Here is a 25,683-nt window from a genome sequence, read left to right on the forward strand (position 1 = left end):
AATCGACTCCATTAATGACTTCTAGATAATAATGCCTTCTAGATGATCCATTTCGTGCTGACAGATCTGGGCTGGAAAACCTGACAACTGAATTGTTTTTGCTTTCCAATTCACATCTCGATAGGCCACTGAAATCTCCTCATAACGAGTGGTCGGCCGACTCCCCACCAAGGACAAGCATCCTTCTTCTGTTTGGTAAGGCTTTTTCTTTTCAAGGAGAACAGGATTAAACAGGACCAAATTTTCACTTCCCATTCGGATGATAATCGCCCGTTTTTTCACCCCGATCATATTAGCCGCTAAACCCACACACTCAAGGAGATGAGCATTTAAAGTGTCCTGCAAATCCAAAGCCAAGGTGCGATCCTCAGGTGTCGCTTCTTCTGACTTTTGACCCAAGAATAAGACATCTTTTACAATATTCTTTTTCATTCCTTCCTCACTTCTTGATAGGTAGACGAAAGAAGAGAGTGGGACAGAAATCGGTAATTCGTTAGAATTCGATTTCGTCGTCCCACCTCCGCACAGTTGAGTAGGGCTGTAAAAGCTGATGAAATCAGCGTAGTAGAGCCCACTCAACCACTGCGTCTTGCTCGACAATCCAAAAATAATTGAGAGGCTAGGACTTTTGTCCCAGCCTCCTCGCTCTTGTTTCTAACCTCTAAGAGACAATTGCTGCTTATTTTTTAAGTTTCTCGCTCACTTCTTTTGCAAGGACAAAGTTCCCCAAGGTCGCTGAACCATTGCCAGCAACTGCAGGTGTCACAATATAATCTCTCACATCAGGTACAGGGAGGTAACCGTTCAAGAGGGCAGTAAATTTCGTGCGAACACGATCTAACATATGTTGTTGAGCCATTACTCCTCCTCCAAAGACAATGACGTCTGGGCGGAAGGTAACTGTCGCATTCACTGCTGCTTGTGCGATGTAGTAGGCTTGAATATCCCATACATTGCTGTTGAGTTCAATGTTTTCCCCACGAATACCTGTACGAGCTTCCAGACTAGGACCAGCCGCAAGGCCTTCCAAACAGCCATTGTGGAAAGGACAAACACCCTTGAATTCTTTTTCCACATCCATTGGGTGTTGGGCCACATAGTAGTGCCCCATTTCTGGGTGCCCAGCTCCCCCGATAAACTCGCCACGTTGGATGACACCAGCTCCGATTCCTGTTCCGATTGTATAGTAAACCAAGTTTTCGATATGGCCACCCGCATTATTGCGTGCGACCACTTCGCCATAGGCAGAGCTATTCACATCTGTCGTGAAATAGATAGGTACATTCAAGGCACGACGGAAAGCCCCAACGATATCTACATTGGCCCAATTCGGTTTTGGAGTCGTTGTGATGAAACCATAAGTGTTTGAATTTGGATCGATATCAATTGGTCCAAATGAACCAATCGCAAGCCCAACTAAATCCTCAAATTTTGAGAAAAATTCAATACACTTATCAATCGTCTCAATTGGCTTGGTTGTTGGAAATTGTACTTTTTCCACAACATTATAGTTTTCATCACCAACCGCACAAACAAATTTTGTACCGCCAGCTTCCAAACTTCCATATAATTTTGTCATGTTGGCTCCTTTTTTATTATGAAAAATATCCTGTATTTATTATAGCATATTTTGTAGTCAATCTTTTTCTCTTCTCTAAAGAAAAAACACACCTTTTTTTGAGAAATAAAATTCAAGGACTGGAGATGATAGACCAGTCCTTGAGAACTTATTATTTCGATTAAGCTTTGACTTCGATGATCGCATCACCCTTCGCAACAGATCCAGTTGCAACAGGTGTGACAGAAGCAAAGTCAGCCGTGTTAGTGACGATCACCATAGTTGTGTCTTCAAGACCAGCTGCGGCAATTTTCGCTGCATCAAATGTACCAAGGACATCACCAGCTTTGACTTTATCGCCTTGAGCTACTTTTTGATCAAATCCTTCACCGTTCATTGATACTGTATCAATACCAACGTGGATCAAGATTTCAGCACCATTAGCTGTCTTCAAACCGTAAGCATGACCAGTTGCGAAAGCAATAGTTACTTCAGCATCTGCTGGTGCATAGACAACGCCTTCAGTTGGTTTGATGGCAATTCCTTGTCCCATCGCTCCACTTGAGAAGACAGGATCATTCACATCAGCAAGTGCTACAGCACTACCAACGATAGGAGAGATGATGGTTTCGTCTTGAAGAGATGCTGGAATAACTCCAGTTGTTTCTTCTTCAATAATTGCACCAGCTTCTTTGTCCTCTGCAGGAACTGATGAAGCTTCATCTTCATAACCAAACATATAAGTCAAACCGAAACTTAGTGCAGTTGTAAATACAACCATAAATACATATTTCAATAATTGACCATTTAGATAGAGAAGTGTACCTGGAATAATTGTAATACCAAATCCTGTACCAGCCAGATTTAACATAGATGCAATCCAACCACCTACAGCACCTGCTCCCAAAGCAATAACGAATGGTTTCACATAACGCAAGTTCACCCCGAAGATTGCAGGCTCAGTAATACCTAGCAAAGCAGAAATAGTTGCTGGGAATGCTAAAGCTTTCACTTTTTGAGATTTAGATTTTACTGCCACTGCTAAAGTAGCACCAGCTTGCGCAGTCATAGCTGCTGTAATGATTGCATTAAATGGATCTTTTTTATCTGCAGTAATTAATTGTGATTCAAGAAGATTAAAGATATGATGGACGCCAGTAACGACAATCAACTGATGAACCCCACCGATAAGAAGCCCTGCAAGTCCGAATGGTAAATTTAAAATAAACTTAGTTGCATTCAGTACATATTCTTCAATGCTGTGGAAGAATGGACCAATAATAAACAAAGCGAGGAATGACATGATTGTTAATGTGAATAATGGAACCAATAACAAATCTAAGACATCTGGAATTTTCTTATGGAGCCACTTTTCAAGTTTCGCACCAATTAGACCAACGAAGAAAGCGGGAAGAACTGAGTTCTGGAATCCAACCACATGATGGAAGATACCAAAGTATGTTGCTGCTTTAGAAGGATCTTCCGCTACAACCCACGCATTTGGAAGTGTCGGACTAACCATCATCAAACCAATTACAATCCCAAGAACAGGATTTCCTCCGAATACTCGGAACGCAGACCATGAAATCAAGGCTGGGAAGAAGGCAAACGCGGTATCAGTTAAAATTGTTGAATATGTATAAAAATCAGTAGATTTAAATGCGTCTGCTGTTGTACCAAACAAAGCCAAAACCTGGTCTTGAGCAATAGCACCGCGAATCCCCATAAACAATCCAGTTGCAACGATCGCTGGTAAAATTGGCACAAAAACGTCTCCAAAGGTACGGATCGCACGTTGGAACCAGTTTCCTTGTTTAGCAGCTTCAGCTTTCATTTCATCTTTTGATGATGTTGGTAAGCCAAGAGCTACTACTTCATCATAGATCTTGTTTACAGTACCAGTACCAAAGATGATTTGGTATTGACCTGAGTTAAAGAAAGCACCTTGTACTTTTTCAATGTTCTCAACAACATCTTTGTTGATTTTTGATTCATCTTTTACCATCACGCGAAGACGAGTCGCACAGTGAGCAACACTGCTAACGTTCTCAACCCCACCGATTGCATCTATGACTTTTTTTGCAATTTCTGTATTTGACATTTGCAAAAATCTCCTTATTTTTTATTGTTTTGAAAACGGTTCACCCGCCTCTACGTTTTTAATTGTACCACGTATTGAAAATATGTCAACCGTTTTGCAGGATTTTTTTGAAACTTTTTTGGACTTTTTGACACATTTTGATAGCATGAAACTATTTTCATTTTAAGACAGGCCTATACTACGCTTTTTAGCACTTTAAACCAGTCTTTTATTTTCATTTTCTTTCATTTTTTCATAGATTTCCAACTTCTCCTCTTTTCTTCAAGCTACAAAATAGATGTCAATCGTTTGACATTTTTTGCCGTTTTTTTCATTTATCGCTTGCATTTTTAATAGGAAATCGGTACTATGGAAGTAAGAAAAAATTCGGAGGAATAAAATGGAATGGACAACTGAACGTCGTTACAGACGTTACGAAGACTGGACAAAAGAAGAAAAGCAAGCCATCCAAGAAAACATGGCGAAATCTCCTTGGCATACACATTATCATGTAGAGCCAAAAGCTGGTCTCTTAAATGATCCTAACGGTTTTTCCTACTTTGATGGAAAATGGATCTTGTTTTACCAAAATTTCCCATTTGGTGCAGCCCATGGGTTAAAATCATGGGTACAAACAGAAAGTGAAGACTTGGTTCATTTCAAAGAAACTGGTGTAACGCTTCTTCCAGACACAGATCTGGATAGCCATGGAGCTTATTCCGGATCAGCCATGCAGTTTGGTGACAAACTATTCCTATTCTACACTGGAAATGTTCGTGATGCAGAATGGGTTCGTCATCCTTACCAAGTCGGTGCTTTGATGGACAAGGACGGAAAGATCGAAAAAATTGACAAAATCTTGATTGATCAACCGGCTGACTCTACGGATCACTTCCGTGACCCACAGATTTTTAATTTCAAGGGTCAATACTATGCTATCGTTGGTGGTCAAGACCTTGAGAAAAAAGGATTCATCCGTCTCTATAAGGCTGTAGATAACGACTATACCAACTGGGTTGCAGTCGGTGATTTGGATTTTGCAAACGATCGGACAGCTTATATGATGGAATGTCCCAACCTAGTCTTTGTTGGAGACCAACCCGTTCTCCTCTACTGTCCTCAAGGCTTAGATAAATCCGTTCTCGATTATGACAATATCTATCCAAATATGTACAAGATCGGGGCAAGCTTTGATCCAGAAAAGGCCAAAATGGTTGATGTATCTGAATTGCATAATCTCGACTATGGTTTTGAAGCCTATGCGACTCAAGGATTTAATGCTCCCGATGGACGTGCCTATGCTGTTAGCTGGCTAGGTCTTCCAGACGTTTCTTATCCAACGGATTCCTATGACTACCAAGGAGCTCTCTCACTGGTCAAAGAATTAACCATCAAAGACGGAAAACTCTACCAATACCCAGTCGAAGCCATCAAGGACTTGCGCGCTGAGAGTGAGGAATTTGCCAACAAGGCACAAACCAAGAACTGCTATGAATTGGAATTGCAGTTTGAAAAGGATAGCCAGAACGAAATCGTCCTCTTTGCCGATGCAGAAGGAAAGGGCTTAGATCTCACATTTGATCTAGCTAAAGGATTGGTCACAGTCGATCGTAGCCAGACTGGTGAGCAATATGCCCAAGACTTTGGTACGAGCCGTAGCTGCTCAATCGCTAACCAAGCGACAACTGCTAATATTTTCATTGACAATTCGATTTTTGAAATCTTTATCAATAAAGGAGAAAAAGTATTTTCTGGTCGGGTCTACCCACATGCAGATCAAAATGGAATCTTGATCAAGTCTGGAACCCCGACTGGAACTTACTACGAACTTGATTATGGTCGCAAAGCTAACTGATGTCGCCAAACTCGCCGGTGTCAGCCCTACTACTGTCTCACGGGTCATCAATAAAAAAGGATACCTGTCTGAAAAAACGATCCAAAAAGTCCAAGAAGCCATGCGAGAATTGGGCTATAAACCTAACAATGTTGCTCGTAGCCTCCAAGGAAAATCAGCCAAGTTAGTCGGCTTGATCTTTCCAAACATCAGCAATGTTTTCTATGCTGAATTAATCGATAAACTAGAGCACCAACTCTTCAAACACGGCTATAAAACCATCATCTGCAATAGTGAACACGACTCCGAAAAAGAGCGCGAATACATTGAAATGTTGGAGGCTAACCAGGTAGATGGTATCATTTCAGGAAGCCATAATTTGGGCATTGAAGATTACAACCGGGTAACTGCTCCTATCATTGCTTTTGACCGCAACCTCTCCCCAGAAATTCCGGTTGTCTCTTCAGACAACTACGCTGGTGGAGTGTTAGCAGCAGAAACTTTAGTAAAAACCGGAGCCCGAAATATTATCATGATCACAGGTAATGACAACTCCAACTCCCCAACAGGCTTGCGTCATGCGGGTTTTGCATCAGTCCTACCTGAGTCCATGATCATTAATGTTTCCAGTGATTTCTCCCCTATTCGCAAAGAAATGGAAATCAAACAGATTTTAACCCACCATAAACCAGATGCTATTTTTGCCTCCGATGATTTGACGGCGATCTTGATCATGAAAGTCGCTAGAGAATTAGATATTCAGATTCCTCAGGATTTGAAAGTGATTGGTTATGATGGAACCCAGTTCATCGAGACCTATACACCTGAACTGACAACCATCCAACAACCCCTCGAAGACATTGCTATCCTCATGGTGGATCTTTTACTCCAAAAGATCGAAGGAAAAAAAGTAGCGACTACCGGTTATTTCTTGCCCGTTAGTCTCCACTCTGGAAAAAGTGTCTAAAAGCAATATCCCCTCAGTAGAAACTGTGGGGATATTTTTTACCAAAAAAAAAAGAGCCAGTAGGCTCTTTTTACTTATTCTTCTGTCACAAATTGACTGAGGACACCGTTGACAAATCGTGAAGAGGTTTCATCTGAAAAGGCCTTGGCCAATTCCACCGCTTCATTGACTGCGACGATCTGTGGTGTATCAAACTCTGTCATTTCATAAATTCCCAGACGAAGGATATTTTTCTCTACCAAGGTCAAGCGCTCAACAGTCCAGCCGGTTTTCAAATGTTGACCGATTTGTTGGTCTAGTTGATCTTTTGACTGATAGACACCCGTCACGAGATTCATGAGAAAGGCAGGAAGATCGACTTCTTTGTCTTCTGCTAGGTCCTTGTCATGTAGATAAGCAAAGCGACAAGCTTCAACAATGTCTCCATCGTATTCCAAGGCCATCAAGGCTTGGAAGGCACGCTCGCGCAAATCTCGACGTGATTCTAATAAAATTTCATCAGTCATTGAGGAAGTCCTCATTAAACAAGTCTTTCAAGTCTGGTTTTGGAGATTTTTCCGTTGCGATACCGACAACGTGAATATTGACAGCATCCAAGGTTACATCTGCCATATCATAAACTGCAGACTTGATTGCTTTTTGAATGGCTACAGCGACAGATGGTACAGCCACTCCATATTCTAAATAGAGATAGATGTCTACTGAAACTTGACCATCTTCTTCTGTATGAAGGTAGACGCCACGTCCAAGTGAGCGTTTGGATAAGCTATCTGAAACACTCTTGTTTTCAAGCGAATAGACACCCTCTACTTTTGCTGTCGCAATCGCAATAATTTTTTCTAATACACGTGGTGCAATAACGATGTCACCAAATTGTTCAGTTGCCATAGAAGTTCCTTTCTATTTGACACCCTGAGATGTCTCTTATGCACGAGAAACGTAAGTTCCTTCAGTAGTGTTAATGACCAATTTTTGTCCAGCTTCGATGAAGTCAGGAACGTTTACGACCAAACCAGTTTCCATTGTAGCGGGTTTACCAGAACCAGTCACTGTAGCACCTTTGATAGATGGTTGAGTTTCTGCAACAGTCAATTCAACAGTTGTAGGAACTGTTACACCGATCACTTCGCTTCCGTAGAATTGAATTTTTACTTCTGAGTTTTCAAGGATGTAAAGCAATTCTTGTTCTACATTCACAACTGGAATTTCATATTGGTCATATGTTTCAGTGTTCATGAAGTAGGCTGTATCATCCATTTTGTACAAGTATTGAGCTGGAACAGTTTCGATAATCGCTTGTTCAAATTTTTCTTCTGGACGGTAGCTTGTATCAAATGTTGAACCAGTACGGACATCACGCAATTTCATACGCATGATAGTGTTTCCTTTACCTGGTTTGTGGTGGCTAGCTTCCAAAACGCGGATCAATTTTCCGTCAGCTGTTTCAAAAGTCATACCAGCTTTCAATTTACTTGCTTCGATCATGTTTTATTACCTCTTTTTTAAAAATAGATTACTCTTTATTGTAACACACTATTTGATTTTTCTCAAACAGCAATTTTCTCTTTTTAGGAAGGCTAGAAGGCGGAGAGAGATTGCAGGAACGAGTCCTTAGAATCTCTATATCTCCAACTCCATCTTCACTATTCCTTATTGGTCCACAGGCACAATATTACCATCCGCATCTTTGGTGACATGGACATATTTTCCATCTACTTCAATGTAGAAGGTATGAGGCTTGTCTTGCGCTGGAGAGGCTTGTTTTTGAAGGTCATTGCCAAGGGCTTGACCCAAGTTCATCCCCATGATCATGTTCATGCCATTGCCACCTTCATTTTTAGCAGCTGCCACCAAGGCCTCATTGCGAGCACGACGTTCTTCGATTTCAATGGTATTGTACTTCATCGCTGCCAATTCACTGTCCAGTTTATTGACCTTGGCCATACTGTCTGCATCGTAGCTCAAATCTTCGATGAGGACATTAGTTAATTCGATACCATATAATTCTGTCCACGTTTTATTGACTTCGCGTTTTGCAACTTCATTGAAGACATCTTGGTCCGCATTGATATTGTAGATGTCTGCCTTATTTTCAGCCGTATATTTTGAAATAGCCACTGCAATTTTTGGAGCCAGATTTTGGCGCAAGGTTCCCTGAGCCACATCTTCCAAGGTAAACGGCTTATCTGCAGTGATTTGACGACTGACTGTACTGATGTAAAAGAGTACAGGATCTGCTACTTTAACATCATAAAGACCATAAAAACGAATGCTAAGAAGTTGTTGGTAACGGTCGCTAAAGTACTCAACTGGATTTTGGGTGCCAAATTTATTTCCTGTAAAAGGTTGCATCCGCACAAAAATAATTTCTTGTTGGGTGACCACTTGGCCTCCAAATGAGAAACGATTCTTGAACTGATCCCACGTTCCTTTCACACCCCCCTTTTCAAACAACCAGGCATTTTCACCGGCTTGCCATTCGTGGCTCCCTGCTTCTAGAAGGTCTCCTAGAAAAGTTCCATTATTGACCAAGAGAGCAACATAGCCTTGAGGAACAATGACAACAGAGCCATCTGTCAATAGACCTGTATTTTGGTTGCTCTGACGAGAGCGCCCATCTGGATCTTTGGTCAAGAGCTGTCCCTTAATGGCCAAAGCTGTTGCTGGAACAGCTTCTGGCAAGGTAATGGCTTCCTTAAATTTACTATCTTGAAAACTTGAAATGCCCGCTGAAAGGGCTGCTTTAATAAATCCCATACATTCTCCTATCTGTAGAATTCAATTTCATCCACAACTTCGTAGACATCCAAGACCCAATCTTTTGGATTGTGCTTCAAGGATGCTTGGCAATATTCACACTTGTCGATTGAATCAATCGTCAATGGCGCACCACAGTTCGGACAATGATCACTAACGACTTCTGAATTCTTAATGATCTCTGTCTGAGCTCCATGTTCACGGAGGAAGACCATGCGGTAAACGGTAAAGAGATCTTTGGTTGGATCCCCTTCGATCACACGGCCCGTTTCATCATTTCGGATGTAATCTCTCAGCGTCGATGACAGAATGACTTCGATGCGGTCATTACCTTCTGGATTTTCGATAAAGTCTTTGATCTTTGAATCTTCCACACGCACGCGCTCTAGAACATTGGTTGTTTTGGCACGAATATGTTCTTGTAACTGCGTCAAGTGCTGCTCATAAAGACTCGTACTTTCTAAATTCCGTACGGAATTCCAATCTTTTTCTGTCCAAGCAGACTGCAATTGAAGATAAACCAGCTTGACTTGCGACAAGAAGCGGTCTTCATCAAACATTGGATCCAGTTTACGGATGCGGCGAATCGCTTCATAGTTATTTTCAATTGGTCGACCGGCCCGCTCTTCGGTTGTCCGTTTTGGACCACTATTTGAAGAGAATGATTCATCACTATCATTAGCCTCTTTTGCAATATTATAGATAAATCCAATCAATCCAACGATAGCAAAAACTGCCACTACACCACCAGAGTCTGTTCCAGAACTAGAACTGTAGCTACTGGATCCACCAGACCAGCTGCTGCCACCAGACCAACTACTTCCGCCATCGGACCAGCTACTGCCACTATCGGACCAACTGCTACCGCCACCTGAATCAATCAAGCTACTGCCACCACTATCTGTATTACCAACACCAGCATGGGCAGAAGGAGCAAATACAAATAGCAGGACTACTAGAAGAATTCCAACTATTACACTTCGTTTTTTCATAGGCCTCTTTTCTTATCTTTGTTTGTTACACAGGGGTTAAGAAAATACTGTCTATTTTATAGGACAATCAATTCTTTAGGAGCAAGAGTCAAGACTTCACAGCCTGTTTCTGTGATCAAGAGGTCATCTTCGATCCGCACACCAGAGAGGCCTTCGATATAAATCCCTGGCTCATCTGTCAAGACCATCCCTGCTTGAATCGCTTCTTTAGACGTTTGGCTGAAGTATGGTTCTTCGTGGATATCTAGCCCAATTCCATGACCGATTCCATGAGTAAAGTATTGACCATAGCCGGCTGCCTCGATCACATCACGTGGGATTTTATCAAAATCACGGAAGCCAAGTCCATCTTTAGCCGCAGCAATCAAGGCTTGATTGGCTTTCAAAACTGTTTCGTAAATTTCTCTTTCCTTGTCGCTGACATGTCCTGCATAGATAGTCCGTGTCATATCACTGACATAGTGATCATACAAGCAACCAAAATCAAGGGTCAAGGCATCTCCTGCTGAAATGACCCGATCACTTGGAGTCGCGTGAGGCATGGCAGAGCGTTCACCAGCTGCTGAAATAATATCGAAAGATACACCAGAAGCTCCCAACTCCCGCATTCTAAAATCGAGGAAAGTCGCTGCTTCCAACTCTGTCGTTTTCCCTACCTTAATATAGTCTAAAATATCATGGAAGGCTTGGTCAGAGATGCTACAAGCTTTTTTAATGGCCGCAATCTCCGTTTCATCTTTAATCAAGCGCAATTCCATTACAAAGTTCGCTAGAGATTGAAGGCTAATGCCACTGAAAACAGAAGCCATACGGGCATGGTAGGCTACCGTCACTTCGTCCTCAAAACCAAGTTCTTTGATGCCAAGGTCCTTAACGATCTCTGCAGCTGCAGTCAACTCATCGCGGGTTTCCACAATCTCTACAAAGGGGAAACAAGTCGCATGGGCATGGATGGTGTAGCGCGAATCTGTAAAGAGGACCACGCGTTCTTCTGTCACCAAAGCGGTCCCGTTTGAACCCCAGAAATTGGTCAAATAATAAACATTTTTCAAATTGTTAATCAATACCGCTTTGAGGTTTTGGGCTTTCATTTTGTTTCTTAAGTTGCTGATCCGTTGATTCATTGTAATTTTCCTTTCAAATATTGTCCTGTGTAGCTAGCAGGATTTGCTGCTACTTCTTCTGGTGTTCCGGTCGCAATAATGGTTCCACCACCGACACCACCTTCTGGTCCTAAATCGATGATATGGTCTGCTGTCTTAATGACATCCAAATTGTGCTCAATCACAAGGACCGTATTGCCATCATCCACAAATCGCTCTAAGACTTTGATCAAGCGAGAAATGTCTTCGGTATGGAGTCCGGTCGTTGGTTCATCCAAGATATAGAAGGATTTTCCTGTAGAGCGCTTGTGCAATTCAGAAGCCAACTTCATCCGTTGCGCTTCCCCACCTGAAAGGGTGGTCGCTGGTTGCCCCAGCGTTACATAGCCCAAGCCCACATCTTGGATGGTCTTGAGTTTGCGTTCAATTTTTGGAATGTGCTTGAAGAATTCAACTGCCTTATTGACCGTCATATCCAGCACTTCTGCAATATTTTTTTCCTTGTAGTGGACTTCGAGGGTCTCACTATTGTAACGACGTCCGTGGCAGACTTCACAAGGGACGAAGACATCCGGCAAGAAGTGCATTTCAATCTTGATGATCCCATCTCCTGAGCAGGCTTCACAACGCCCGCCCTTGACATTGAAACTAAAGCGGCCTTTTTTATAGCCCCGAATTTTGGCTTCATTGGTCTGAGCAAAGAGATCGCGAATATCATCAAAGACGCCTGTATAGGTCGCTGGATTGGAACGAGGAGTCCGGCCAATCGGGCTTTGGTCAATGTCGATCAAGCGATCGATATGCTCAATCCCCTGAATCGTCTTGTATTTCCCTGGTTTTTCCGAATTGCGGTTGAGCTTTTGAGCGATGGCTTTTTTCAAGATGCCATTGATCAATGTCGATTTTCCAGAACCGGAAACTCCAGTGACTGCGATAAATTTGCCCAGAGGAAAGCGCGCTGTGATGTCTTGTAAGTTATTCTCACTGGCTCCTGTTATTTCAATATAGTGGCCATTCCCTGAACGGCGTTCCGTTGGAACCGGAATCTTGCGCTTGCCGGACAAGTACTGACCTGTGATGGATTTGCTGTTGCGAGCCACCTGCTTTGGAGTTCCTGCTGCAACGATCTCTCCCCCAAAGACACCGGCACCTGGGCCGACGTCGATCAGGTAGTCTGCCTCTCTCATGGTATCTTCATCATGTTCGACGACGATCAAGGTGTTGCCTAAATCACGCATCTTCTTGAGACTGGCAATCAGGCGGTCATTGTCCCTTTGATGGAGGCCAATAGACGGCTCATCCAAGATATAAAGGACACCAGAGAGGTTGGAACCGATCTGGGTTGCCAAACGAATACGCTGGCTTTCTCCACCTGATAAGGTCCCAGCCGATCGTGACAGGGTCAAGTAATTGAGCCCCACATTGTTTAAGAAGGTCAAGCGATCCTTAATCTCTTTTAGGATCGGTCTTGCAATCGTAGCTTCATTGTCCGTTAAGACCAGTTGGTCCACGGCTTTTAAGTGGTCCGCAATCGATAGATCTGACACTTCCCCGATATGCATCCCCTTCTCCCCACCAACACGAACAGAAAGTGCTTGGTCATTGAGACGGTAGCCATGGCAGGTTGCACAGGTCAATTCGTTCATATAAGAGCGCATTTGGTTGCGGGTGAAATCACTATTGGTCTCACGAAAACGACGGTGAATGTTATTTACGACCCCTTCAAAAGGAATTTCGATATCCCGAACCCCACCAAACTCATTTTCATAGTGGAAGTGGAATTCCTTGCCATTTGACCCATAGAGGACCAAGTCCTTTTCTTCTTGAGAAAGATCGGAAAAAGGTCGGTCCATATCAATACCAAAATGGATCATGGCCTGCTCCAACATCTGAGGATAGTAGTTAGAAGAGATCGGATTCCAAGGAGCAAGTGCTCCTTCACGAAGGCTTAAGCGATCATCTGGCACCACCAAATCCAAGTCCACCTCTAGCTTAATACCCAGCCCATCACAGTCTGGACAAGATCCAAAAGGCGCATTGAAAGAAAAGAGACGGGGCTCTAATTCAGGAACGGTAAAGCCACAGACTGGACAAGCATAATGCTCCGAAAAGAGCAGTTCCTTTCCATCCATGGTATCAATCACCACATAACCGTCCGCTATCCGAAGGGCTGCCTCAATCGAATCAAAGAGACGCGAGCGGATGCCCTCTTTGATCACGATTCGGTCCACCACCACTTCAATCGTGTGCTGTTTGCTTTTAGACAGTTCTGGAACCTCTGTCACATCATAGATCTCACCGTCAACTCGAACCCGAACATAGCCGTCTTTTTGGACTTTTTCAATGATATTCTTGTGCTGGCCTTTTTTCTTGCGGATAATGGGAGCTAGAATTTGCAGGCGTTGGCGCTCTGGTAATTCCAAGACTTGATCGACAATTTGCTCAACCGAAGAAGCGGTAATAGCCCCATGTCCATTGATACAATAAGGCGTCCCTACACGCGCATAGAGCAGGCGCAGGTAGTCATTGATCTCTGTTGCCGTCCCCACTGTAGAACGTGGGTTTTTACTGGTCGTTTTTTGGTCGATGGAAATGGCTGGACTCAAGCCGTCAATAGAGTCGACATCTGGTTTTTCCATATTTCCCAAGAATTGCCGAGCATAGGCCGATAAGCTCTCCACATAGCGGCGCTGACCTTCTGCATAGAGAGTATCAAAGGCCAGACTGGACTTTCCAGAACCAGACAAACCCGTCACCACGACTAATTTGTCCCGTGGAATTTCCACGTCTATATTTTTTAAATTATGGGCGCGTGCCCCATGAATGACAATTTTATCTTGCATATTCTTACTCTAATCACCTTTTTGTTAACCTCCATTATAACAAATTTTTTAGTATTCTTTTATCCAAAACCGTCCTTTTTCTGATATAATGTTAAGGTGTAAAAAAACAAGGGGAGGCACCATGAAACAGGTCTTTTTATCGACAACGACTGAATTTAAAGAAATAGAGACGCTGGAACCCGGTAGCTGGATCAACCTTGTGAACCCTTCCCAAAGTGAATCGATGGAAATCGCCTCTGCTTTTAATATCGATATTGCAGACTTACGGGCACCACTCGATGCGGAAGAAATGTCCCGTATGACCATCGAAGATGAGTATACCTTGATCATCGTCGACGTTCCCATCAAGGAAGAGCGGAACAATCAGACCTACTACGTGACGATTCCTCTAGGGATTATCCTAACAGAAGAGGCTATTATCACGACTTGCTTGGAGAAATTGCCGCTTCTAGATATCTTTATCAACCGACGCTTGCGGAATTTCTATACCTTTATGCGGTCACGCTTTATCTTTCAGATCCTCTACCGTAACGCCGAACTCTACTTGTCAGCGCTTCGTACCTTGGATCGCAAAAGCGAGCAGATTGAAAGTCAATTGCACAAATCAACGCGTAATGAAGAGCTGATTGAGTTGATGGAGTTGGAAAAAACCATCGTCTACTTTAAGGCCTCTCTGAAAACCAATGAGCGCGTGATCAAGAAATTGACCAGTGCCACTAGCAACATCAAGAAATACCTAGAAGACGAGGATCTGTTGGAAGATACCTTGATCGAAACCCAGCAGGCCATCGAGATGGCAGATATTTATGGAAATATCCTGCACTCCATGACCGATACCTTCGCATCGATCATCTCCAACAACCAGAATAACATCATGAAGACCTTGGCCATGGTGACCATCGTCATGTCCATCCCAACCATGATTTTCTCTGCCTATGGGATGAACTTCAAAGACAATGAATTACCGCTCAATGGAGAACCAAACGCCTTCTGGCTCATCATTTTCATCGCTTTTGCCCTGACCGGGTCTCTCGTCGTCTACCTCATCCATAAAAAATGGTTCTAACACCTACTAATAACACTAAGGAGTATTTATGTCTCAATTTGATTTGAATCAACTCAGCAAGAAAAACCAAGAATTTATCCGCATCGCCAAACACCAATTGCTTGAAAACGGGAAATCAGAGGAAGAAGCAGAAAGCCTCATCCAAGAAATCCTTCCAGCTATCCATGAAAACCAAGGAAAAGGGATTCCGGCACGGACTCTTTTTGGAGCTCCAACTGTTTGGGCGAATTCTTTCAGCGAGAAAGAACGCTATGAAAAAGAGCATCCGAAATTAAACGATGCTCCCTCTCTTATGATTTTGGATTCCTTCCTCTTTATCTTTGGTGTCTTTGCTGCGATTAGCGCCTTTATGAACTTGGTCGCACCGCGTCGTACAGGCTATGGGTTGATAACCTTGATCCTTGGAAGTTTGACAGGGGCTCTGCTCTTGTATCTCATGTACTACTTCTTCTATCAGTATATGGATGGCACAAAAGATCGCAGTGAGCGTCCCTCTCTTTGGAAATCCATGCCGATTCTTGTCGGAGTCATGTTCCTTTGGGTCATCGTCTTGTCCTTTACATCATTACTTCCACAAGTCCTCAACCCAACTATTCCAGATGTTTTTGCCATCGTTTTAGGAGCTCTAGCGCTTGTCCTTCGCTTCTACCTCAAGAAACGCTTTAATATTAAAAGTTCGAGCACAGCACCCGCAACTCGACGTTAAAAAGAAACGGATGAAGTTAAACTGCACCCTAAAAGTTAGACAGAAAAAATCTAACTTTTGGGGGGTTTTTATTATTAAATTAACATATGAGGATAAGGTTCAGATCTATGAACCTATCAAACCAGAATATGTAAAATAACTCTCAAAAAAATTTTGAATAAACTTTCTACTCTGAACCACATGATTAAATGGATTGATCATTATGGAATAAAGATTTTCAAAAAAAGAAACATCACTATTCTCCTGATTATGGGGGATAAAAAAACTCACCACTGTTTATCCAGCAGTGAGCCATTCATCCTATCTAACCATAAGAAATTCTAAAAATCTAGAGAATAATAATGCTGACCTCCCCATAGGTTAACAGCTCCCCATGGAGAGTTTACTCCTACACCGATTAAGACAGATCCGTTGGCTCGTTGACCATAGGGAATATGTGACTTCCATGTTGAGCGATTGCTTATTGTATTTGACCACTATGACCAATCAATTTATCTATTCTTACGAATGGCATCAACAATAGGCTGCTTCCCTGTCAGATAGATAGGAATAAGCCCACTAGTCATTAATACAACAAACGTAAGGATAATTAATGACGCTATAGAAGCTAGATAGAAATGAATGATATCAACTACTTCTAATTGAAGCATTTGAATAGCTAATAGAGTTAGTATTAAAAGCAGAACACTTGATAAAGTAATTATTTTCTTTCCATAATTTAATAACTCGAGAATAAATAATCTAAAAACATGTTTTGTACTATATCCCATAGCCTTTAATACGCCAACTTCGTATTTTCTCGTTCGATTTATTAAAAAGAAGACAAAAGATAAGATTGCAACTACAAGCAAAAGCATGACAAACGAAATAATTAGCAAAAAGTTTTTTATGTATTTTAAACCTTTATTAAATTCTTTATAATTCTCGAAAGACGAAACAATCGAAAATTTATCCGAAATATTTTTAATACGGTTAATTTCCTGAGGGACATCTTTGCTATCCTTTACAGTAACATGTACTGCACTTGGTGCCCATTCTTTTACAGGGAGATCATCAATGGTTTCTCTCCGTTTGCTCTCCGCACCTATATATTTGCTCTGTATTTTCAGCATTTCATCACTCGCCATGAATAAGGTGTTATCATTTACAGAATAGTTAAACGGAAATTCTTCTTTTACGATCCCTAGTATTTTAAACGTTTGTTCCTCTTTCACATATAGGTCTCCGTCAGATTTAGAATAACTTCCTTCTTTATCTATATGAGATTCATAAATATTAATTGGGACATAATATGTAAGTGTCATCTCCGACCCAGCTACAATGTCTTCTAGTTTTTGTTCTTTGATAAATGATTCCGAAACAAATATCCCCCTATTTGTAGTCCTGTCAAAGTATTTTATCTGTCTCTGAGTCGTATTCGTATTGAAAAGCGGTTGCACACTGTAATTCTTGGATAAATGAATATTCTTTCCATTAATAGATAGATTCGGTGAAAAATCTCGACTAATTTTTAAATAGTTTTCAGCATTTTCAAAAGTCATTCCCATACTAGGAAATTCAATATATGGTTCTAATTTGTATACATTCCTACTATCAGAAATTTGATGTATTTCCTTATTCGATAGCGATTGGAAATCATCGATCACCTTGTTCGTCCCAAGTCCTATTGAATCATTAATAACCAAGAAACCATTTTCTAATGAATCACTGATTATTCTTTGATACTTAGAAGAAAATAATGATTGAATATTCATAGAACCAACTGCAAGCGAAACTGTGAAGGAAATTAGTATTAATAAAAGTACAGGTAAAGGAGGTACCTTCCTTTTCTTTTGGATCTTTAATCTAATATGTTTCTTTAATTTACTAGCATGCCACTCTTTTTGAAAATTACACTCTATGTCTTCTTTCATTCCAATTAATTTTTTGTCTTCGAAATGTAGCTTTATATCTCCTTTGTTAATGACATATTCATCGTGAGAAACTACAATAACGATTTTATTATATTTATTTGCTAGTTTTAACAGTAAAGATGAGACAAGCTCTCTATTTTCAGAATCCAAAGAATTTGTAGGTTCATCTGCTAAAATAATATTCTTATCTGTTACCATCCCTCTAGCAATAGCAACACGTTGTTCTTCTCCTCCTGATAAATCCTCTGGATATACATCCTTCAATTCTAGAATCTCTAATTCACTTAGAATATCATCTATTTTCTTTTCTACTTCTTTTGCTGATAAATTGAAAAAATCTAGCGAAATTTTCAAATTATCATACACAGTCAAATCATTTATTAGATTATGATTTTGAAATATAAAAGCTAGATTTTGCGCAATAAAGGATGAAACAATCTTCTTGTTACTCGTATCAATTTTGGAGCCATCATAAATATAAGTTACTTTAGGGTCATACTCTGAAATCAGACCAATTTTATTCAGTAACGAAGTTTTTCCAACTCCAGATTTTCCATAAATTGTATATAATTTTCCCTCTTTGAACTTTAGAGATGTTGGTAGCAACAGTGTTTTCTCGCCATACTTAATAGACAAGTTATGAATTTCAAACATTAACGGCCACCTCCTTATGAGAACGCTTACCTTCAAGGGTATTATAGCTCTTTTTTCAAACTATATCAATTTAAATGAGTAAAATACTTTTATAACAAATAAAATTTCACCTCCCGTTTATATCTGCAACTAGACAATTGACTTTCATATCAAATTTAATCTAAGTGCAAACAAAAAACTGCCCAGAGGCAGGTCTGACAAATTAATCTTGTTCTATAATTTCTGTGGTTGGTAAAAGCACTGCAATAATTATGGAGCATTATTTTACTGCATATCATTGTTCAATCTTTTTGAAAAATAGAGGACTAAGTCATCATTGTTTTCACAAGAACTGTAAGGGGCCAAGGGGCGATCCCTAAACCAAATTCCAGATCCATCTGGGATATAGCCTCGTTTAACATACAGTCTTTGAGCTGGGCCATAACCCGAGTGTAAACCAACCCCTAAAGTAACAATCTCTGATAGTAGCCGGACTCTTTTTTCCGCCTCTTCTAAGAGTTGATTCCCAATTCCTCGACTTCTAAATGGCTCAAAAACATTAAAATCAGTTAGTTCAGGATAGACTCCCACGAAAGGGCCGTGCTTGGCAGCAGGTAATATAGTGATATAGCCTGCCACAAATCCATCCGACTCAGCTACTAATACGTCCCTTTCCCCATTCTCCTGATCCTGAAAATAGCTGGTCAAGATATCCTTTCTACCCGGCCACCCTTGGTGGATAAAGGCTTGAGAGATGTGCTCAATATCTGTCTTTATCATCCTCCTGATGATTACACCTTCCTTCATAGTTCCCTCCTTGATACATTTCTTCCCACATTATAACATGATTAGAGCTAGGGAAAGGTCAAAGAGGCCCACCCGGACCTGAAAAAAAGACCCACCCGGGTCTTTTTTTTAATCTTCGTTTACGAAAGGCATCAAAGCCATTACGCGAGCGCGTTTGATAGCTGTTGTTACTTTACGTTGGTTCTTCGCTGAAGTTCCAGTTACACGACGAGGAAGGATTTTCCCACGTTCTGAAACGAAACGGCTAAGAAGCTCAGTATCTTTGTAATCGACATATTCGATTTTGTTTGCTGCGATGTAATCAACTTTTTTACGGCGTTTGAATCCGCCACGACGTTGTTGAGCCATGTTTAATTCTCCTTTATAGTTTTAATTCGTTAAACCCATTCTTAGAATGGAAGATCGTCGTCTGAGATATCCATTGGATTCGCTCCAAATGGATTTTCTTCACGACCAAAGTTTGGCGCTGCATTGCTTGGTTCAGATCCACCAAAGCTTGGGGTTGCATTTCCAGCAAAACCACCGTTGCCTGATGAATAGCCACCACCTGCATGCCCTTCGCGTGCTGCACGGCTTTCCAATAGTTGGAAGCTGTCTGCTACGACTTCAGTGACATAAACACGTTGACCTTGCTGGTTTTCGTAATTACGTGTTTGAATGCGACCGGTAATCCCAATCAAAGCACCTTTCTTAGCCCAGTTGGCTAAGTTTTCTGCTTGCTGACGCCAGATCACACAGTTGATGAAATCGGCTTCGCGCTCTCCATTTTGACTCTTGAAGTTGCGGTTGACAGCTAGGCTGAAAGTAGCAACTGCTTGATTGCTTGGAGTGTAGCGAAGTTCAGCATCACGGGTCATACGACCGACAAGTACAACATTGTTAATCATAAGTCACCTCTGATGATTTCTTACGCGTCAACTTTTACGATCATGTGACGAAGAATGTCACCGTTGATTTTTGAAAGACGGTCGAACTCGTTAAGAGCTACAGCGTCGTTCGCTTCAACGTTTACGATGTGGTAAAGTCCTTCACGGAAATCTTGGATTTCGTATGCAAGACGACGTTTTTCCCAATCTTTTGATTCAACAACAGTTGCACCGTTGTCAGTCAAGATAGAATCGAAACGTGCTACCAAAGCGTTTTTAGCTTCTTCTTCAATGTTTGGACGAATAATATAAAGAATTTCGTATTTAGCCATTGATAATGTTCCTCCTTTTGGACTAATGACCCCCTGTCTTTGCAAGGGGTAAGTGAGGTTTACTCACAAGAAACTATTATACCAGACTTTTCGAACAAAGGCAAGAATTATCTTTAGGATTTAAAAAATGATTTCTGGACGTCCCCTTCGAGAAAAAAGAAAGAAATGTCCTAAAAAATGATATTTTATAGAAGAAACTATTCCCACTCTTCCTCTCCTTTCCTTAAAGAAAACTGATATCAGTTAGCTTTAAGCTTGAGTCTTTATACTAGCTACAACAAATCTCAAGAAACGAGGAACGATTATGAATTATCTTATCATCCCCGCCTATCAACCGGATCTGAATCTTGTCAAACTGGTTCGCTTGGTCCACGCCAAGAGCGATCTCCACATCATCGTGGTCGACGATGGGAGTGATGCTGACAAAAAAGTGATTTTTGACAAATTAGAGGGTCTTGCGACAGTTCTGACCCATGAGCACAACCAAGGAAAAGGGCAAGCTCTCAAGACTGCTTATGCATACATCCTAGAAAGAGGCACCTATGGAAGCATTGTTACAGCTGATGCAGACGGTCAGCACAAAATTTGGGATATTTTCAGGGTTGTTAACCAATCTCAAGAGCATCCTGGAACACTTATTCTAGGAGCCCGCGCCTTCTCTGGAAAAGTTCCTTTGCGTTCCGCCTTCGGAAATAAATTGACCCGCTTCTTATTTAAGCAACAAACCGGAGTGGCGGTCAGCGATACCCAAACGGGCCTACGGGCTTTCACTACGAATCTCTTGCCTTTCATGCTTGAGGTTGACGGACAGCGCTATGAATATGAAATGAATGTACTCCTCGCAGCAAGCAAATCCTTCCCCATCGTGGAAGTTCCCATCGAGACGGCCTACATCAATGACAACGAAGGCTCCCATTTCCGACCTATTCGAGATGGCCTCATGATCTACAAGGACATGTTCAAATTTGCCCTCTCCTCTCTGAGTAGTTTTATCGTTGACTATCTGGTCTACGCCTTCTTCCTTTTCGTGATGATGGCCGTGCCCATTAGTCTACGTATTCTCCTAGCCAATGGGATCGCTCGTGTAACGAGTTCCATCTTTAACTACTCGACCAATAAGCACCTAGTCTTTAAGAACAAAGACAGCGTCGCTAAAACTGGAAGTGGCTACTTTGGCCTAGCCCTCGGCCTCTTTATTCTCGATACGCTCTTGATTCGACTCTTCTATACTGCTTTCGGGCTCAATCTCCTGATCAGTAAGATTGTCGTTGGCTTCCTCCTCTTTCTGGTCTCATGGGTGATCCAGAAAAAAGTGATCTTCAAAGAAAGGACTGCTCCCCACCATGAAATTCTTTAAAAAATCCTACACCTATGCTGCCTGCTTTGGCCTTCTTTTGACCAGCAGTTTTAGCTACTCGATGCTCAAGACCTTTGTCTTATCCGATGCCATCCAAACCGTAAAAGCTACGACTACGGATACTAAAGCAGCAAAAAAAGCAGCTGCATCGGCAACAACGACCGATACCAGCTATTCAGATGACAATATCCAGGTGACTTTAACAGAAAAAACGGTTGAAAATACCCAGGTTTACATTGCAGATATCACAGTCAGCTCATCTGACTACCTCAAAACAGCCTTTGCACAAAACACATACGGAACCAACGTGACAGCTAAGACCTCTGTCACAGCTGCCAACAACAGTGCCATTCTGGCAGTGAATGGTGACTATTACGGGGCTAACAGTACAGGATACGTCATCCGAAATGGAGTGGTCTACCGCGATACCGTTCGAGAAGACTCTAGCAATGGCGACTTAGCCATTTATAAGGATGGATCCTTCAAAATTATCTATGAAGATGAGATCTCTGCGGATCAATTGGTCAAAGACGGGGTCGTCAATCTCCTCGCTTTCGGTCCTTCCTTAGTTGAAAATGGTGAGATTACGGTAGACACCAACTCAGAAGTTGGACGATCCATGGCATCCAACCCACGTACAGCGATTGGGATCATCGATGAAAACCACTACATTATCGTCGTGTCAGATGGACGGACTTCAGAAAGTGAAGGACTATCTCTCTACCAATTAGCGGAAGTGATGAAGTCTTATGGCGTTAAAACAGCCTACAACTTGGATGGTGGTGGATCTTCTACCCTTTACTTCAATGGCCAAGTTATGAACAAACCAACAACAAATGGTACTATCTCAGAAAGGGCGGTGAGTGACATTGTCTACATCGGTTACTAACCCTATTAAACAACGGTTGAAAAAGACCATCCTCTGGTACACTCTAATCTCAGCATTTTTCTTTGTCGGAAGTCGCATCTACGAACACTTTAGTTTTGGCGAAACTTCTGCCTTCATGCACTACCTCTTCTTGATTCCTTTTATCGGTGGGGCACTGTTAGTGGCTCTACAGTTAATGGTGAAAGGCCTCTCTCGCCTGAGTCTCAATCTTTGGAATTCCGGAGTGGCTACGCTCACAGCAGGAGCCCTCTACCGAGGGATTGTCAATCTCTCCGGTCGCTCCACCACAATGGATCATCCCTATTATTACCTTGGAGTTGCCTTTCTAGCACTGGCTCTGATCAGTCTCTTCTTTGTTCGCAGCGTCTGGGTTGAGAAAACAGTCTAAGACATGAAAAACGTCCGTTTCTTTATAGAACGGACGTTTTAGTTTGAAGTCAAAGTATTCTGAGAAACTTTCCTTAGGTGAGAACGGACGTCAGCGAACTTCTTCAAAGTTCCATGACTTAGTTTTGAACCTAAGGTTTCAAAACTCCCGAGTGCTTGAAACAATATTGTTTCAAGCACTTTTCTCACGGCGGAAAGTCCCAGTAAGGAGTAAATGATATCTATTGCAGAATCATTTAATTTTTTATGCAAAAACAGTTTGTATACTTGCTATGCCCAGTTAACCTTCACGTTTTTTGCTGGCTACAAATCCCGCTAAAGCTAGTGAGGTCATACCAAAGAGGCTAAGGACTGTTGAAGCCAAATCTTCTTGACCTGTTTTTGGAAGACCGGTTGCTGGTGTAGCAGCTGCTTCTGCTTGGTCACCTGTATGATAAGTGACAGCGACTGGTTTGTTGGTTGCCACTTCTTTTGTTTCGCTTGCAGCTGGTTGAGCTGGGGTTACTGGGGTTTCTGATTGACGACTTGGAGTAACAGGAGACACTGGAGCCACAGGATGGACTGGATTTACAGGACTTACTGGATCAACTGGCGCTGGCTGTGGTTGTGGAGTTGGTTGAGGTTGTGGTTCTGGAGTTGGTGTTTCTTCTTCCACTTTTTCCACAAAGGTCTTATTGCCCAAGATTGAAGCAGACAACTTCTTCCCTGCCTTATTCACATCTTCGATGTATTGGATAAAGACTTCAGTATCTGGATTAATTGCACCGATCAATTTTGTATCACGGAAGACTGAGAATCCATCTCCGCCACCATACAAGAAGTCGTTGATAATCGCCTTGTAGGTCTTGTTACGATCAATTTCAGTTCCATCTGCCTTGTAAGCTTTCACGACCTTATAAGGATTTTCTTCCGTTGCATCGGCTGGTTTCGTATAGGTGTACTTGATCCCTGCCATTTGCAAGAAGTAAAGCTCTTTCTCATCATATTGTTGGTCCAAAGCTTTGTAGATTTGGTCCCCAGTGATTTCTACTACTTGGAGGATATTTCCAAATGGTTGCACTGCTTGAGCTGCACCCCAAGTGACTGTTCCGTCTGGTTTCACCACGAGGTCTGCACGGATTCCTCCATTATTGGTGAAGGCAAAGTCAACATCTGGATAACCTGATTTTTTGGCAATATCTAGTTGCGCTGCTGTGACCAAATCTCCAACAGCACTTTCTTTTTGCGCATTCAATTCACGGGTAATATTTTCAGCTTTTTCTGCTGTACCGATTTTTGCTTCTGTTACTTTTTTAACCGTCGCATTGGCATCATCGATGATCGCTTGAACCTTGGCATCTTTTGCTTTGCCTTTCGATGGATCTACCGCAATAATTTTAGCAGTTGGAGCTTTGACAAAGTCAGCTGTATCTGTATCTAGGACTCCACGGACATCCGAGTAGGCTTTCCCTTGAGAGGTACCTTGAACGATCAAGGTATTTCCAACCATCCCGTTTGTATATTGGTGGTTATGACCTGCAAAGACGATATCCACTGAGTTTTCTGGATAGATTTGGTTTAATTTTTTGATCATGTCTGCAGCAGGACCTTCTGCTACCCCATTTTTACTTGTTGCAGCAACGTGGGCCAAGACAGCGATAGCATGAACGCCTTGGTCATTCAGTTCACGCGCATATTTGGCAATCGATTCTGCTTCATCCAAAACCCGGTATTGTTCATGATTTTTACGCAAGACAAGATTTGGGAATTCTGTCGTAACAACCCCGATAAATCCGACCTTAACGGTCTTGTCGTTGACTGGGATTTCTTTGATGGTATAAGGTTTCCAGTCAAATGGGATTTTATTGGTATCTTTGTCAACCAAGTTGGCAATTACAACTTCTTGTTTTGAAGCTTCATGAGGATACTCATCGACGATCTTATTGAATTGACCAGGTGTTGGGGCTTCTCCCTTCATGATCCGGTTGAATTCACCAAGTCCTTCGTCAAACTCGTGATTACCAAGAGTTCCGTATTCAAAGTTCATTTCATTGAAGACTTTTACAGTTGGTTCATCTTGAAGGAGGGCAGAGTTGGCTGGACTAGCGCCAACCATATCTCCCGCTTGCACACGGATGCTGGCATTAGGCGTTCCTGCATTCTCTGTTTCAAAGTCTTTTTGCGAATCGTTCAAATAGGTTGCCAAAAGTGGGGCTGTTCCTGCGTTTTTCACAGTTTCACCTTCTAAACGAGCTGTCCCTGTTTGTTCCAAGGCACCGTGGAAGTCATTGACGCCCATGAACTGCACAGGCAATTCGTCTGCAAAAACGCTATTGATCGCAAAAACACTAAGACCTGCAGCGACCGCTAGGATACTGCTTTTCAAGATAATTTTTTTCTTCATAGAATACTCCATTTTCTAATGTAGAACACTTCTCCTAAAAGGAGAACGCAGAACAGTTGAATTGCTGCAATCAGCTCTTCCATTTTACTATTTTTTCGGTTTTACTTCAATATTTTCCTGGAAACTCTTGCAATTTTATTTGAAAACGCTTGATTTCCGAACATCTATTCTCATCCTCTTACTTTTGTTACTTGCTGTTCATCACAAAAG

23 protein-coding genes are annotated in these 25,683 nt (G+C 41.9%); 7 read left to right on the top strand and 16 right to left on the bottom strand.

The window, feature by feature from the left end:
• Positions 1-21: 21 nt before the first annotated feature.
• From I2F76_RS06735 to I2F76_RS06745, 3 genes are all read right to left on the bottom strand, one after another.
• Positions 22-432, bottom strand: coding sequence for a peptide deformylase (locus I2F76_RS06735; protein ID WP_070505238.1), 411 nt, complete (start codon positions 430-432; stop codon positions 22-24).
• Positions 433-679: 247 nt separating this feature from the next.
• Positions 680-1,579: a fructokinase ScrK gene (gene scrK / locus I2F76_RS06740; RefSeq protein ID WP_118396571.1), complete on the bottom strand. Its 900-nt coding sequence runs from the start codon at positions 1,577-1,579 to the stop codon at positions 680-682.
• 160 nt (positions 1,580-1,739) lie between these two features.
• Positions 1,740-3,659, bottom strand: a complete 1,920-nt coding sequence (locus I2F76_RS06745; protein ID WP_118396569.1) for a sucrose-specific PTS transporter subunit IIBC — start codon at positions 3,657-3,659, stop codon at positions 1,740-1,742.
• 379 nt (positions 3,660-4,038) lie between these two features.
• Here I2F76_RS06745 and I2F76_RS06750 point away from each other — a divergent pair, with 379 nt between their 5' ends.
• Together I2F76_RS06750 and I2F76_RS06755 are read left to right on the top strand one after the other, a co-directional pair.
• On the top strand, positions 4,039-5,493 hold the full coding sequence (locus I2F76_RS06750) for a sucrose-6-phosphate hydrolase (RefSeq protein WP_118396567.1): 1,455 nt from the start codon (positions 4,039-4,041) through the stop codon (positions 5,491-5,493).
• Positions 5,474-6,439 (top strand): LacI family DNA-binding transcriptional regulator, encoded by a 966-nt coding sequence (locus I2F76_RS06755; RefSeq protein ID WP_049471835.1) that lies wholly within the window; start codon positions 5,474-5,476, stop codon positions 6,437-6,439. Before I2F76_RS06750 ends, I2F76_RS06755 begins: the two co-directional genes overlap by 20 nt.
• 74 nt (positions 6,440-6,513) lie before the next feature.
• Here I2F76_RS06755 and nusB read toward each other — a convergent pair whose 3' ends face one another.
• From nusB to uvrA, 7 genes are all read right to left on the bottom strand, one after another.
• Positions 6,514-6,945 carry a transcription antitermination factor NusB gene (gene nusB / locus I2F76_RS06760; protein WP_003008602.1) on the bottom strand — a complete coding sequence of 144 codons (432 nt, stop codon included), beginning with the start codon at positions 6,943-6,945 and terminating at the stop codon, positions 6,514-6,516.
• On the bottom strand, positions 6,938-7,327 hold the full coding sequence (locus I2F76_RS06765) for an Asp23/Gls24 family envelope stress response protein (protein WP_070675236.1): 390 nt from the start codon (positions 7,325-7,327) through the stop codon (positions 6,938-6,940). The genes nusB and I2F76_RS06765 overlap by 8 nt, the downstream gene beginning before the upstream one ends.
• A gap of 36 nt (positions 7,328-7,363) precedes the next feature.
• Entirely contained in the window at positions 7,364-7,924 is a 561-nt protein-coding gene (gene efp, locus I2F76_RS06770; RefSeq protein ID WP_003005479.1) for an elongation factor P, read from the bottom strand.
• A gap of 165 nt (positions 7,925-8,089) precedes the next feature.
• The gene (locus I2F76_RS06775; RefSeq protein WP_070675238.1) at positions 8,090-9,196 is read right to left on the bottom strand and encodes an SPFH domain-containing protein; all 1,107 of its coding nucleotides are present in this window, start codon (positions 9,194-9,196) and stop codon (positions 8,090-8,092) included.
• An 8-nt stretch (positions 9,197-9,204) separates the two neighbouring features.
• Positions 9,205-10,188 carry a TIM44-like domain-containing protein gene (locus I2F76_RS06780; RefSeq protein ID WP_195487512.1) on the bottom strand — a complete coding sequence of 328 codons (984 nt, stop codon included), beginning with the start codon at positions 10,186-10,188 and terminating at the stop codon, positions 9,205-9,207.
• A gap of 56 nt (positions 10,189-10,244) precedes the next feature.
• Complete coding sequence (locus I2F76_RS06785; protein WP_049471837.1) at positions 10,245-11,312, bottom strand: M24 family metallopeptidase; 1,068 nt, start codon at positions 11,310-11,312, stop codon at positions 10,245-10,247.
• Positions 11,309-14,134 (bottom strand): excinuclease ABC subunit UvrA, encoded by a 2,826-nt coding sequence (gene uvrA, locus I2F76_RS06790; protein ID WP_155170160.1) that lies wholly within the window; start codon positions 14,132-14,134, stop codon positions 11,309-11,311. The genes I2F76_RS06785 and uvrA overlap by 4 nt, the downstream gene beginning before the upstream one ends.
• Positions 14,135-14,255: 121 nt before the next feature.
• Between uvrA and I2F76_RS06795 the strand changes: the two genes are divergently transcribed.
• Together I2F76_RS06795 and I2F76_RS06800 are read left to right on the top strand one after the other, a co-directional pair.
• Positions 14,256-15,200, top strand: coding sequence for a magnesium transporter CorA family protein (locus I2F76_RS06795; protein ID WP_031576884.1), 945 nt, complete (start codon positions 14,256-14,258; stop codon positions 15,198-15,200).
• A gap of 28 nt (positions 15,201-15,228) precedes the next feature.
• Positions 15,229-15,906 (top strand): DUF1129 domain-containing protein, encoded by a 678-nt coding sequence (locus I2F76_RS06800; protein ID WP_031576885.1) that lies wholly within the window; start codon positions 15,229-15,231, stop codon positions 15,904-15,906.
• A gap of 491 nt (positions 15,907-16,397) precedes the next feature.
• Here the strand turns inward: I2F76_RS06800 and I2F76_RS06805 are convergent, their stop codons facing one another.
• The 5 genes from I2F76_RS06805 to rpsF all read right to left on the bottom strand — a co-directional run bounded on the left by I2F76_RS06805 (position 16,398) and on the right by rpsF (position 20,457).
• Complete coding sequence (locus tag I2F76_RS06805; protein ID WP_031576886.1) at positions 16,398-18,473, bottom strand: ATP-binding cassette domain-containing protein; 2,076 nt, start codon at positions 18,471-18,473, stop codon at positions 16,398-16,400.
• 264 nt (positions 18,474-18,737) lie between these two features.
• A complete protein-coding gene (locus I2F76_RS06810) occupies positions 18,738-19,259 on the bottom strand; it encodes a GNAT family N-acetyltransferase (protein ID WP_031576887.1) in 522 nt (173 codons plus the stop codon).
• Positions 19,260-19,367: 108 nt separating this feature from the next.
• On the bottom strand, positions 19,368-19,607 hold the full coding sequence (rpsR, locus tag I2F76_RS06815) for a 30S ribosomal protein S18 (RefSeq protein WP_000068664.1): 240 nt from the start codon (positions 19,605-19,607) through the stop codon (positions 19,368-19,370).
• Between the two features lie 41 nt (positions 19,608-19,648).
• Entirely contained in the window at positions 19,649-20,146 is a 498-nt protein-coding gene (locus tag I2F76_RS06820; protein ID WP_003008622.1) for a single-stranded DNA-binding protein, read from the bottom strand.
• A gap of 20 nt (positions 20,147-20,166) precedes the next feature.
• Complete coding sequence (gene rpsF / locus I2F76_RS06825) at positions 20,167-20,457, bottom strand: 30S ribosomal protein S6 (RefSeq protein ID WP_003005040.1); 291 nt, start codon at positions 20,455-20,457, stop codon at positions 20,167-20,169.
• 304 nt (positions 20,458-20,761) lie between these two features.
• On the opposite strand from rpsF, the gene I2F76_RS06830 reads away from it, so the two are divergent.
• From I2F76_RS06830 to I2F76_RS06840, 3 genes are read left to right on the top strand one after another with little or no spacing between them, the layout of a single operon-like run.
• The gene (locus I2F76_RS06830; protein ID WP_031576918.1) at positions 20,762-21,814 is read left to right on the top strand and encodes a bifunctional glycosyltransferase family 2/GtrA family protein; all 1,053 of its coding nucleotides are present in this window, start codon (positions 20,762-20,764) and stop codon (positions 21,812-21,814) included.
• Positions 21,801-22,703, top strand: a complete 903-nt coding sequence (locus I2F76_RS06835) for a phosphodiester glycosidase family protein (protein WP_155170162.1) — start codon at positions 21,801-21,803, stop codon at positions 22,701-22,703. Before I2F76_RS06830 ends, I2F76_RS06835 begins: the two co-directional genes overlap by 14 nt.
• Complete coding sequence (locus I2F76_RS06840) at positions 22,684-23,091, top strand: hypothetical protein (RefSeq protein ID WP_155170326.1); 408 nt, start codon at positions 22,684-22,686, stop codon at positions 23,089-23,091. The genes I2F76_RS06835 and I2F76_RS06840 overlap by 20 nt, the downstream gene beginning before the upstream one ends.
• A 279-nt stretch (positions 23,092-23,370) precedes the next feature.
• Here I2F76_RS06840 and I2F76_RS06845 read toward each other — a convergent pair whose 3' ends face one another.
• Positions 23,371-25,473 carry a surface-anchored 5'-nucleotidase gene (locus I2F76_RS06845; protein WP_195487513.1) on the bottom strand — a complete coding sequence of 701 codons (2,103 nt, stop codon included), beginning with the start codon at positions 25,471-25,473 and terminating at the stop codon, positions 23,371-23,373.
• Between the last annotated feature and the right edge of the window lie 210 nt (positions 25,474-25,683).

The organism is Streptococcus parasanguinis (genome assembly GCF_015557775.1).
In the GTDB taxonomy this organism is placed as follows: domain Bacteria; phylum Bacillota; class Bacilli; order Lactobacillales; family Streptococcaceae; genus Streptococcus; species Streptococcus parasanguinis_AA.